Raw genomic sequence first — 12,072 nt, forward strand, 5'->3', positions numbered from 1 at the left:
AGGACAGCGTCAGCGAGCCGCCTCCATCTGTTCCAGGCGGGGTGGCCGACTGGCGTCGACGAGTGCCGCCAGTTCCGCGGGCGTACAGGTGTAGCTGGGCTTGCCGGGTCTCCCGAACGCGACCGGCTCATTCCGGTCATAGAGGGTTCCCTTGGGGACCAGGTCTACCCATACCTGGACGCCATGGTCTTGCCGTAGCTGTTCCAGGAGTCCTGGCTGGATTTGATCCCCGTCCCGCTCCTTCTCCACGATGAAGCGCAGCCTTCGCGGTTCAGCGGCTGCCTTCCAGAACCGGCGGCTCGGGAGCTTGGACACGATCGCTTGCAGTTCCCAGAGGTCGAACGGCTTGTCCTGGACCCACAGGATGTCGTCCGCCCGGCCGCGGACCTGCAGCGTGGTGTTCTGGCCACACGCACAGGGTCGCGTCAGCAGCCTCACCCTGTCGCCGGTCACGTACCGGATCATGGGGGTGGCCTCGGGGGTCAGGGACGTGACGACCAGGTTTCCCGTCTCCCCCTGCGCCACCTCCTGCTCCAGGCGATCATCCAGAACCTCCATCCAGAAGTCGCCCCATGGGTGCAGCCCGTGCTGCGCGCAGTCCATGGCCTGAGGTCCCGTCTCGGTCATTCCATAGTTGTCATACACGGGGACTCCCCAGATTTCGTGGAGGAGCTGACGACGGTAGGGGGTCAGGGGCTCTCCGCCACAGCAGATGGCACGCAGGTGGGGGAAGTCGCGGCGAGTGTCGAGGCCCGCCATCTCCGCCGCTTCGGCGATCACCACTGCCTGCAGCGACAAGGTGGCCAGGACGCTCACCTGCAGCTTGCGCATCAACTGGACCACGCGCGGCAGGGGGGTGATCGGGGTCCCGGTGTCCGCGGCAATCACACACGCCTGCTTGCGATGGACCGCCGCCTGGACGAAGTGCGCGATGGAGGAGAGCGCATACGGAAACCTGATGAGCACCCGATCCTCTTCATGGAAGCCGACTCCCCATTCCGCCAGCTGCGTGTGGATCCGCGCCATGCTCTCGCCGCTGTACCAGACGGACACCGGATCTCCCGTCGTCGCGGAGGTCTCGTGGTACTGCAGGACTTTCTGGCGAGGAACGCATACCAGTCCCTCCGGCGATTGCTGGCGCAGGTCTTCCTTCCTCAAGAAGGGGAGCCGTTTGAAGTCTTTCCAGGACTGGAGCCGCGTGCTCGGCAGATGGTTCCTGTAGAAGGGCGAGTTGCGTGCATGCCGCAAGACCAGATTGATGGCTTCCAGTGGGTAGAGTGATGCCATGTTCCCGCTTCCTGTGTGGATGTTCATTCGAGGCGAAGCAACTCGCGGATGTTCTTGCCGAGGATCCTCTCGCGCTCCGGTTCGGAGATGGGAAGCAGGAGGATCTTCTTGAGCTCCACGGCTGGGTGGGACAGGGGGTACTCGGACCCGAAGAGCACCTTGTGGGCTCCGGCCTTCTTCACCGATTCGTGGATGTGCAGATAGGTGCCGAGCGAGGTCTCCAGGAAGAAGTTGTCCAGCTCGGAGGCGGCGGCCGTCGCCTCCTGGTCGGCCGGTCCATGTCCCATGTGCTCCAGGACGAAGTTCGTGTGAGGGAATCGCCTGGCCAGCCCGGCGAACCGGGCTGTATCCACCCCCGGGCGCGGCACGACATGCGAGTAGACAGGTACCCCGCGCTCGCCGCAGAGCAGCACCAGCTCGGCGACCGCTTCGCTGTCGAACGACAGCGCGTGAATCAGGGGCGCCAGCTTCAAGCCGCGAAACCCGCTCTTCAGATACTGCTCCAGCTTCTGCACTGCCCGCGGCTCGAGTGGATCCACGCAGGCGAGCCCATGGAGCTGGGAATGGGTCTGGAAGGACTGCTCCACATAGTCGTTGGGCGGAGGCTGGTTGAACGGCTCGGCCTTGCCAGTCAGGTAGTCGCTCATCCGTCTGATATCCAGCATGCCTCCTGGGCCGATGACGCCCTGCTGGATGTCGCTCTGTTCGAGCTGTTCTAGATACTCCTTTGTCTCTCCAAAGAGGGTGGGAGAGACGTGGGCATGTGCATCAATCACCATGGAAGTGCTCAAGAGAAGATGGAGGGCCGGGAGTGGCTGATCCCTTCTGTCATTCGGGTTGGATGCGCGCCGGAAGGGATGTGACGGGCACGAGCCACTCGCTCCAGCAGCCACGCCAACCCCTTGCCTACCCGTCTGCGGCCGTCCCATCACATCGACCTCCTGGCGACTCAGGTACAGGGATCGCGTGCCTCGCTCACACGGGCATGAATCCAGCATGTGTGCGCGCGGCCAGCGCTGTCATGAGGGCAGGCTGGCGTTTTGTAAATCAGGGGAGATCACACATGAGACAAAACGAGACGGGCGTTCCGCAGGCGGGAGTTGGCGTGCGAGGAGGGAGAGGGCTGCGCTCCTTCCGTTCCTTGAAGGACATGCTCCTGCGTGGGTTGGAGCGTGGGCACGGACACGAGCACGGACACGAGCACGGGGGCGCCTGGGAAAAGCAACCCTCGTTGGAGCTGTACCACGAGCTGACGGTCGCCTATGCCACCCACAAGATCCGCCGTGTGCTCGATGATGGTCACGAGCAGGTGGATGAGGTCCGGTTGCGTTCCTACAATGGGAAGCTGGTGGGACCCACCCTCGAGGTGCGTCCAGGGGACACGTTGAGAATCCTCTTGAGGAACCAACTCCCCTTCAAGGAAGAGCTGGTGGGCGATCATCCGCACGTCGGCCCGCATGGTGCCAACGTCACCAACCTCCACTTCCACGGGATGCACGTCTCTCCCGCGGGAAATTCAGACAACGTCCTGCTCGCGATCGGACCCAACCAGGAACTCGAGTACGAGGTCAAGATACCGGAAGATCACCCCGCCGGCACCCACTGGTACCACGCCCACAAGCATGGCGCGGTGAGCATCCAGCTCGGCAGCGGCATGGCGGGCCCGTTGATCGTCCGTGGCGACATCGACCAGGTCGAGGGCATCCGCCAAGCCAGGGAGCGCATCATCGTCCTCCAGCAGATTCCCTACAGGCTGGTCACGGATCCCTACGACAACACCCGGCAGGCGAACATGGTGGAGGAGTTCTCGCAGCTCTTCGAGAACACCTGGCAGCGCGAGCTGGTCCCCCAGGGGCGGCGTGTCACCCTCAATGGAGAGATCCTACCGACCTTCCGGCTGCGGCCCGGAGAAGTGGAGCGCTGGCGGTTCATCCACGCGGGCGTCCACTTCCCGTTCCGGCTCCGGCTGGTCCGCGAGGGCGGCAACCCGGCCACCGAGAGCATTCCCTACTACCTGATCGCCATGGATGGCATCACGACGGGTCGCCTCGACCAGGTGGATGTGACCGAGATGCATCCCGGCTACCGCGAGGACGTGCTGGTTCATGCGGTGGGCAGGGATGGCAAGCCTCTGGCGCGGGGAACCTACCTGCTCGTGGACGAGGTGGAGCAGAATCCCGGGGCCCGGGTCCTGGCCCGTGTCGTCGTGGAGGGCCCGCCGAAGATGATGAGGCTGCCCAGGCCGGAGGCGTTGGCCGCGTTGGCTCCGTTCGAACCCATCCGGGACGAGGAACTCACCAGCACGACGCCCCAGGAGGCTCGTTTCGAGGTCCAGATCGTCAAACCGCCTCCAGCTCCGGAGTTCAGGTTCCTGCTCAATGGCAAGGAGTTCAGCCCCCATGATCCCCCGCGCCAGCTCACGCTGGGTGCGGTGGAGGAGTGGGTCGTCTCCAGCGTGGGCGCCGCCGAGTTCTTCCCGGGCCACCCCTTCCACATCCATACCAATCCGTTCCAGCTCGAGGATGCACAGGGAAGAGTCATCTGGAAGGACACGATCTTCGTGCCCGTCGGCCAGCAGGTCCGGTTGCGCACCCGTTACCGGCGCTACGTTGGCCAGTTCATGCTGCACTGCCACATCGTGACGCACGAGGATGAGGGCATGATGCAGTTGCTGGAGATCGTCCCGCCCAGGCAGGACGCGGGGGGGGCGCCCGGTGGTGGTTCAGGCTCGCATCATTAGAGCCCTCTAGCGCCCTCTGAAGCGCTCCGCTTCGGCGAGCGCGTCGTGCTCGTACAACCAGTCCATCCGGTGTGCGAGCACGTCGGGCCGGAACCGCTGGGTGAGCCGGAGCCGGGTGTTGCGCTTGAGCACCTGGAGCGGTCGGTCCAGGTGGAACAGTTGCGCACTGCCCCGGGAGGTCATCTGGACCTGGTGGGTCCGGGGCTTGCGCAGCCGCTCGTATTCCTCCAGCGCCTCCTGGGGCCTTCCGGCACGCCGTGTCAGGCAACTCGCCAACACCACCGCGTCCTCGATGGCCTGGGCCCCCCCTTGCGCCTGGAAGGGGAGCATGGGGTGGGCGGCATCCCCCAGGAGCGTGACGCGCCCGCGGCTCCACCGGGGCAGCGGGTCGCGGTCATACAGGGCCCACTTGAACACCTGGTCCGTGGCGCGGATCAACTCCTGGAGGACCGGGTGCCAGCCCTGGAACTCCGAGAGGAGTTCTTCCCGGCTCCCCTCGACCGACCATGACTCCAGGTGCCACGTCCGGGTGGGAACGACCGCGACATAGTTGAGCTGGCGCCCTCCGGAAATGAAGTAGTGCACGAAGTGCCGTCCCGGGCCCCACCAGGACGTCATGTCGCGCTGGAGCCGGAGGCCTTGGATGCGCTCGGCCGGGAGCACGGCGCGGAAGGCCATATAACCCGAGAAGCGAGGTTGCTCCGGCCCGAAGGCGGCGGTGCGGATGCTCGAGTGGATGCCATCTGCTCCGATGAGCACGTCCCCCCACACGCGGGAGCCGTCCTCGAGTTCCACGCGCACGCCGTCCTCCTCCTCGACGAAGCCGGTACATCGGGCGCCCAGGTGGAGCGGCTCCGGCCCGAGCGCCTTCATGAGCACCGCGTGCAGGTCGGCCCGATGGACGTGGTAGTAGGGCGCCCCGTAATCCTGGAGGCAGCGCTTACCCAGAGGTGTGGAGAAGATGCTCCTGCCGGTACGCCAACTTTTCACCTGGAGCGACCCCGGGGCCACGGCGACGTCGCGCAGCTCCTCCCCGCACCCGAGCTGGACGAGGGTCCGCGTCGCATTCGGGCTCATCTGGATGCCGGCCCCGACGGGCTGGAGGTGGGGGGCCTGCTCGAACACTCGTGGCTCGAACCCGGCCCGTTGCAGTGCCAGAGCCGCCGCCAGTCCGCCAATGCCGCCGCCGGCGATGAGGATGCGTGGACGGCTCACCATGGGGCCCCCTCCGCGCTCGTGGGGCGCGTTTCCGGGGCTTCGGAGCGTTCGAGCTCGAAGGCCTCATGCAGGATGCGCAGGGCCTCGTCCGCCCGACTCTCTTCCACCAACCCGCTGATGCGCAGCTCGTTCACGGCCAGGTCCGCCATGGGGATGCCATGCCGGGCGAGGCTGCGGCACACGCGGGCGGCGACCCATGGATCCGAGCGGACGCCGATGCCCACCAGTGACACCTTGCTCAGACCCGTCGAGACCTGGATGGCGGATGCACCCAGGTAGTCCACGAGCCGTTCCAGCGAGGGTTTCGCACGGAGCAGCTCCCCCTCGGGGAGGGTGAAGGAGATGCTCGCCCGGGTTCCCTCCTGGCGGTGGCGCAGCAGGTCCACGCTCGTGTTCAGCTCGGCCAGCAATTCCAGCAGCTCCGCCATCCGCTCGGGGTGGTGCTCCAGCCCCGACAGCTCCACCCGAGCCTGATTGCGCTCACAGGCCAGCCCCGCCAGCACCCGGGCCTCGAATGCCTTCTCCCGGGAAACCAGCCACGTCCCTTCTTCCTCCGTGAACGAGCTGCGCACGTGAACCGGAACCTCGTATTTCATGGCGATCTCCACGCTGCGCACCTGCAGGACCTTGGCTCCCAGGGATGCCAGCTCGAGCATGTTCTCGTAAGAGATGGACTTCAGCTTGCGGCTGGAAGGACAGACGCGGGGGTCGGCCGTGTAGATGCCCTCCACGTCCGTGTAGATTTCACAGACGTCCGCGCCCAGCGCGGCCGCCAGGGCCACCGCCGTGGTGTCCGAGCCTCCACGCCCCAGGGTGGTGATGTTGTCGTTGGAGTCCACGCCCTGGAACCCGGCGATCACGGCGATCTGGCCGCACGCCAGGACCTCGCGGATGCGCTCCTGCTCCACCTGGAGGATGCGAGCCCGGGTGAATGCGCTGTTGGTGCGCAGCGGGAGTTGATGGCCCAGGAAGGAGCAGGCTTGCCCGCCCTCGGCTTGGATGGCCAGGGCGGTCAGCGCGGTGGAGACCTGCTCCCCCGTGGCGGCAATCACATCCAGCTCCCGGGCATCCGGGAGCGGGAGCACCTGGTGGGCCAGACCCAGCAGACGGTTCGTTTCCCCGCTCATGGCACTGACCACCACCACCACGTCGTTGCCCGCCTGCTGACTCGCGAGCGCCAGCCGCGCGACCTCGCGGATGCGCTCGATGTCCGCCACGGACGTGCCACCGAACTTCTTCACGAGCAGGGGACGCCGGCTCCCGGGGTTCTTCTCAGGTGCACTCATGGACTGTCTCTCAGGTCTCGATGATGTGCTCGTCGACCTTGATGCCCACGTGCCGTCCAGGCAGGGCCATCTGGCCGAGCAGCTTGTCCCCGGGCCGCAGCTCGGTGATGTTCAGGGGCCTGGCTTCGTCCGAGAAGATCCGGACGTGCCAGTCGTCCTGCATGATGACGTTGATGCGCTCGCCGCTCTGGAACTCGGCCTCGATGAGGCGCAAGGGACGCATCTCCGTCTTCATCCGGCCGACGCTGGAGCGGCGCGTGGTCCCGGTGCGGTCGACGATCATCACCGGTGAGCCCGCGCGCAGCTCGCTCATGTAGTCCGTGCGGTTGCCGAAGTTGTAGACGTAGCTGTGCACGGCCCCGGCGTTCACCCGGAAGGGCCGCAGCTCCATGTACGGCAGGAAGAAGACCTCGGGGCAGCACAGCAGCCCACCCTGGGAGGTGGAGCCCACCAGGATGCCTTCCGTCGGAGAGAAGAGCGTGGTGGTGTCGATGCAGCTGCGGTAGCCCATCCCGATGGGGACGGTGCGCACCAGGGTGGCCACTTCCAGCTTCACCGACGTGCGCTCCAGCCGGCCCAGACGCGAGACGAACTCGCTCAGCGCGCCGTGCGAGCGCGGCGAGAACATGACCCCGTCCGCCCCCACCTCCATCACCCCCAGCGTGACGATGGCGTCGTCCACGTCCGTGGGGGCGCTGATCTCCTTGATGAGCACGGTGTTCGTGGCCTGCAGCGAGGCGATCACCAGCTCCAGCGGGATGTTGGTGGGATCCCGGAAGCGGATCATCAGGTAGTCATGGTGGCTGCCCTCCCGGATGGACTGGTGCAGACTCTCTCCATCGTCCACGTACGCCCGGTAGCACGTCTTCAGTCCCAGCTCCGCCGCCCTGGCCAGCACCTGCACGTCCGGGCTGGTCACCACGAAGTCCTGGCCGCCCTGGGGCAGGGAGGCGAGTCGCTCCAGATCCTCGGCGCACTCGGCGTGGAAGACCTTGCGGATGCGCGCCGGGAGGACGGGCGCGAGCGCGGAGAGGTTGTCCGGGTAGAGGATGAGGCCGGTATACGACAGGTTGAGCACCCGCTCGAGCAGGCCTTCATTGTCTTGGGGGGTGGACAGTCCGGCCGAGTCGAACCAGACGATGAGGGAGCTGGTCTCTTCCGCGCGGTTGCGGTCGCCCTCGAGCCGCTCGAGTCGGATGCGCTCGCGCTTCTGCATGGTGACGACTTCGCTCATGTTGATGATGCTCTCTGGGCTGCTCATGATGATTCCTGTGTGTGAGGATGCCGCGCGGTCCGGACTGCTCGTCGCGCGGCTGCTCTTCAGAAAGAGAGGGGAGAGCGCGAACGTGACGCGCTCCTCACTTCACGGCCTCATCGAAACCCTGGGTCAGGAAGTGGGCGGCCCCCTGGCTGCTTGTACCGCCCGCGCGCCGGGCAAAGGGAACCGGTGCTTCCAGCTCCTCTCCGGAGTCCTCCCGCATGAGTTCCCACAACTGGTCGAGGAGGGTGGCGGGGGACTCGCGTTGAAAGACATTGCGTCCGACGCACAGCCCGGTGGCGCCGTGGCCCACCGCCTCCCGGGCGAGCGCGAGAAACTCCTCGTCCGAGCACTTCGATCCACCCGCGAAGAAGACGGAGGTGTGCTCCTGGATGCCATCCAGCAGCACCGGCAGCAGCGCGAGCCTGGCGGGCGCGGCGATCTTGAGTGCATCCGAGCCCAATTCGACGCAGGCGCGCATGAGGTGCCGCATCCGCAGCAGGCGCGGCTCTTCCCGGGCGGACTCGACCTTGTCGTAGACCATGGTCAACACCGGCAGCCCGTAGTCATGGGCCTCGTCCACCACCCGGCCCAGCATCACCAGGTTGGAGGCGTCGTTCGTCCCGTCGAAGTTGAGCTGCACGGAGACCGCGTCCGCGCCGAGGCGGATTGCTCTCTCCACCGAGGTCAGCATCTCCTTGCGGTTCGGCGATGCGGACAGCGAGGTCATTCCATTGAGGTGGACCATCACCCCCTGGCCTCGGAGCAGCCCCTGGCCGCCGAGTCGCTCCACCAGTCCCTTGTGGGCGAGGACCCCGGTGATGACCGGATGACGGATCCATCGTCCGATCTGCTCCATCCGCTCCAATCCCTGGATGGGGCCCATGGTGAGACCATGGTCGATGGGGACGATCACTCCCAGGTTGGACTGCTCGTGCAGGAAACGTGACCAGCGGATCTTCTTCGCAACGCCATCCATGGAGTGCTGCCTTTCAAATGGAGGCCGGAGCCGCACGGATCGGCAACGTTCCCCGGCTATCGGAGATGGAGGGCGTGAGGGCGGGATGTGAGCGGGCCGGGCTCCAGGCCGCCAGGGGCAGGCTCTTGCCGTCCCGTGCAGCAGCCGAACCGGCCTGGCCACCTGGCTGTTCAGCGCGTGCGAACCCTTTCAGGGTGCTCCGCGTTCAGCCCCGCCGCTTCGTCGCACTCTCTTCGGCTCGGCCTTGCAGGTGACGCCTCACTTCCACTCGCTGGTGCCGGAGTTCGCCTGCATGAGGCGTGGATGCAGGCGGCGGGTGTTGGCGTACGTGACAGCACCCAGCGGGATGCGCGCGATTCTGGATCACCTGGGATTGCCCACGCGGCCCGCCAGGCGGGCCCCAGCGCGAACCCCACCTGTCACTGTACTTCCACGGAGCCCTGCGCCCCGGTTTCATCCATCTTCTCGGCGAGCGCCTTCCCCTCGGGCGTCAGCGACAGACCTCCGAAGGTGACGGAGACCAGACGCTCGAGCTGCATCTCGTCGATCACGCCGAGGAGCTCGGTCCGGGGAATACGCAGCGCCTCCCCCAACTCGTTGACCTCGTCCTGGCTCAACAGGGCTCCACCCTTGGAAGACTCAATCGAGTACAAGGCGCGTAAGAAGGCTCGAGACGTGTCTGTCATGATTTGCATTCCTGAAGCGCTCTTACTTCAGAATGGGCTCTTGCGGGGGTCATGGCAGTAGAGAATGGAGTGTGCCTCTGGCCCTTCTCTCGGAGGGCGATGCCGCGTTTCCGGGCAGGCATGGATGGGGCGGGCCGCCCGCCCGCCCGCCCCCGTCAGCACCCGTCAGCTCCGCGGCTCTCCTCCGCCGGCGCGCACCAACCCTCCACGGCACGGGGCTCTCTCTTCTTCCGCGTATTCCACTTAGGCGTCAGACGAGCGCTGATGTATCCTCCGGTAGGCAAGGACACGACGAGCCGCCCCCAGGAAGTGGGCTCGGCGGCGTCCGAGCCCCCCTTGTGCTTCGGTTGGAGAAACACCATGCGCGCCGTGCTGGGTTGGATTGCGATCGTGCAGCTCTTGTGGGCCGGAAGTGCCAGGGCGGACGAGCTGGCCACGCTCGCGTTGTCCCAGGCGAAGGCCTTCTACCAGGCGCTCGACTACGAACGGTGCCTCAAGCGGCTGAAGCGTGCCGGTACGCTGAAGCTGTCGGAGCCGGAGCGGGCCGAGGTGGCGCTCTACCAGGGATTGTGCGGCGCCGGCCTGGGCCAGTCCAAGGCGGCCCGGAAGTCCTTCCAGCGTGCGTTGGAGCTGGATCCGGAGCTCCAACTCCCCCTGGGAACGAGCCCCCGCCTCGTCGAGCTCTTCGAGGAGGTGGGTGGAAAGCGCCGGAGCCGCCCGCCGGACGCACCGGCCGTGGCCGCCGCCCCCGCTCCGGATGTGCCGTCGGCACCGTCGGCGGAGCCTCCCACGGTCACGCCCGAGCTGAAGCCCTCGGCCCCCCCTGCCGTCACCGAGCGTCCGGCCTTCCTTCCTCAAGCCCAGCCGCCGAAGAGCGGGGTGGTCCGCGCCGTGCCCTACGTGCTGGGCGGCGCCTCGCTCGCGGTGCTCGCCACGGGCGTCGTCTTTGGCGTTCAGGCCCGCTCCTCCGAGGCTCAGGCGCGCGGTGCGCACTTCGACTCGGACATGGCTTCCTTCAACCGGCAGGCCGCCTCGCGCGCCCGCACGGCCAACATCCTCTACATCGGTTCAGGAGTCGTCGCCGCGGCCACCGTGGTGAGCGCGCTCCTCCAGTAGTTCGTCGCCCCCAAGGATCCCCCATGAATCGCGACACGAGAGTCGCTCTTTCGTTTCTTCTGCTCGGCCTGCTCTTCGCGCCCGGCTGCCTGGTGCAGAGCATCGATGAGGAGGGCCGCGCCTGCGATGTGGAGCACCCGTGCAGCGCGGGACGCTCCTGCGTCGGTGGCGTCTGCCTGGCCCACGTCACGCCCGCCGCGGATGGCGGTCCCTCGGAGCAGGGGGATGGTGGTGTCGCGGACGGCGGTGCGAGCTGCCTGGACGCGTGCGTGGACTGGCTCTGTGGCACCTCCAACGCTTGTGGCGCCGTCTGCCAGCCCGAGAACGGGTGCGTCGAGGGAAGCCTGTTGGACGGCTTCGACCCGGGGAGCACGGGCTGGGTCATCTTCAAGGATGCGCCGACCACCTTCCAGATGACGGACGTCTCCAGCCCGGCCCTGAGCGGGCAGGCGCTGCGGCTGGACTACGACATCAACCCGGCGGGCGGCTTCGGTGGAATCGAGCGGCTCTTGGGCGAGGGTCAGGACTGGCGGCAGGCCACCGGCCTTGGCATCTGGGTGTATGGCGCCTCCACCGGTCATCCCTTCCGGTTGGAGTTCTATGACACCCATTGGGTGCGCTTCGAGTTCATCGTCCCGGTGGACTGGACGGGCTGGAAGCACGTGTATGCCCCGTTCAGCGCCTTCACCCGCTCGGCCTTCCAGCCCGTTCCGGATGCGGGCAGCGGCCCACCGGCGCTCGACGCGGTCAAGGGCCTGAGCATCTCCCCCGGGTACTCGTCTGGCGCCCACGGGTCCGTGGTGGTGGATGAGCTCGCGCTGCTGCGGCGGCCCGAGGCGGGCGCCATCGTTCCGCTCTACATCTATCCCTCCCCCGGCGCATGGGCGCCGCTCATCGAGGGCAAGCGCACGCACCCGACGGTGCCGGTGCTGGCCATCGTCAATCCAGACACCGGTCCGGGAGAGGCCATCAAACCGGAGTACGCCACCTCCATCAGCGCGCTGGCGGACGCCGGCATCACGGTGGTCGGCTACGTGCATGCCTTGTACAGCCGGCGCGACGCGGGCCTGGTGCGCGAGGAGATCAACCGCTATCGCGCCTTCTACCCGGAGACGCGGGGCATCTTCATCGACGAGATGGCGAACGCGGAGGGGCAGGAGGGCTACTACCGCGCGCTCAGCGACCATGCGCGAGACGCGGGCTTCGAACTCACCGTCGGCAATCCAGGCGCCCGCACGCCCGTGAGCTTCCGCGGAACGGTGGATGTGCTCACCATTTCCGAGGGGCCTGGACTGACGGATGTCGGCATCATCCAGGAGGCGGCGGCTGGCTTCGACCGGGGCTCGCTGGGCGTGCTCCGCTACGGCCTGCCCACCGCCAACCCGGCCTACGTCCATCAGGTCCGCCGCGACGTGCGCTACCTCTACCTCACGCATGATCCGAAGAACCCCTGGACCTCCTTGCCTCCGTACCTGAACAGCCTGCTCGACTCGTTGCGTTGA

10 protein-coding genes are annotated in these 12,072 nt (G+C 66.8%); 3 read left to right on the forward strand and 7 right to left on the reverse strand.

From position 1 onward, the window contains the following. Positions 1–9: 9 nt before the first annotated feature. Both D187_RS20295 and D187_RS20300 read right to left on the reverse strand, forming a co-directional pair. Complete coding sequence (locus D187_RS20295; RefSeq protein WP_002622445.1) at positions 10–1,287, reverse strand: phenylacetate--CoA ligase family protein; 1,278 nt, start codon at positions 1,285–1,287, stop codon at positions 10–12. Between the two features lie 23 nt (positions 1,288–1,310). Further along, positions 1,311–2,066: an amidohydrolase family protein gene (locus D187_RS20300; RefSeq protein ID WP_002622444.1), complete on the reverse strand. Its 756-nt coding sequence runs from the start codon at positions 2,064–2,066 to the stop codon at positions 1,311–1,313. A 284-nt stretch (positions 2,067–2,350) separates the two neighbouring features. On the opposite strand from D187_RS20300, the gene D187_RS20305 reads away from it, so the two are divergent. Next, a complete protein-coding gene (locus tag D187_RS20305) occupies positions 2,351–4,027 on the forward strand; it encodes a multicopper oxidase family protein (protein WP_002622443.1) in 1,677 nt (558 codons plus the stop codon). A 6-nt stretch (positions 4,028–4,033) separates the two neighbouring features. Here the strand turns inward: D187_RS20305 and D187_RS20310 are convergent, their stop codons facing one another. The 5 genes from D187_RS20310 to D187_RS20330 form a co-directional block, all read right to left on the reverse strand. Further along, positions 4,034–5,245, reverse strand: a complete 1,212-nt coding sequence (locus D187_RS20310; RefSeq protein WP_002622442.1) for an FAD-dependent monooxygenase — start codon at positions 5,243–5,245, stop codon at positions 4,034–4,036. Next, on the reverse strand, positions 5,239–6,531 hold the full coding sequence (locus tag D187_RS20315) for an aspartate kinase (RefSeq protein WP_002622441.1): 1,293 nt from the start codon (positions 6,529–6,531) through the stop codon (positions 5,239–5,241). The genes D187_RS20310 and D187_RS20315 overlap by 7 nt, the downstream gene beginning before the upstream one ends. 10 nt (positions 6,532–6,541) lie before the next feature. Then, the gene (locus D187_RS20320) at positions 6,542–7,792 is read right to left on the reverse strand and encodes a 3-dehydroquinate synthase II domain-containing protein (protein WP_002622440.1); all 1,251 of its coding nucleotides are present in this window, start codon (positions 7,790–7,792) and stop codon (positions 6,542–6,544) included. Positions 7,793–7,889: 97 nt separating this feature from the next. Further along, positions 7,890–8,768 (reverse strand): class I fructose-bisphosphate aldolase, encoded by an 879-nt coding sequence (locus tag D187_RS20325; RefSeq protein WP_002622439.1) that lies wholly within the window; start codon positions 8,766–8,768, stop codon positions 7,890–7,892. 419 nt (positions 8,769–9,187) lie between these two features. Continuing rightward, positions 9,188–9,454 carry a hypothetical protein gene (locus tag D187_RS20330; protein WP_043430653.1) on the reverse strand — a complete coding sequence of 89 codons (267 nt, stop codon included), beginning with the start codon at positions 9,452–9,454 and terminating at the stop codon, positions 9,188–9,190. Between the two features lie 264 nt (positions 9,455–9,718). On the opposite strand from D187_RS20330, the gene D187_RS20335 reads away from it, so the two are divergent. Both D187_RS20335 and D187_RS50125 read left to right on the forward strand, forming a co-directional pair. Next, positions 9,719–10,570 (forward strand): tetratricopeptide repeat protein, encoded by an 852-nt coding sequence (locus tag D187_RS20335; protein WP_002622437.1) that lies wholly within the window; start codon positions 9,719–9,721, stop codon positions 10,568–10,570. A 23-nt stretch (positions 10,571–10,593) separates the two neighbouring features. Continuing rightward, complete coding sequence (locus D187_RS50125) at positions 10,594–12,072, forward strand: spherulation-specific family 4 protein (protein ID WP_002622436.1); 1,479 nt, start codon at positions 10,594–10,596, stop codon at positions 12,070–12,072.

The sequence above is a fragment of the Cystobacter fuscus DSM 2262 genome (genome assembly GCF_000335475.2).
GTDB lineage: Bacteria > Myxococcota > Myxococcia > Myxococcales > Myxococcaceae > Cystobacter > Cystobacter fuscus.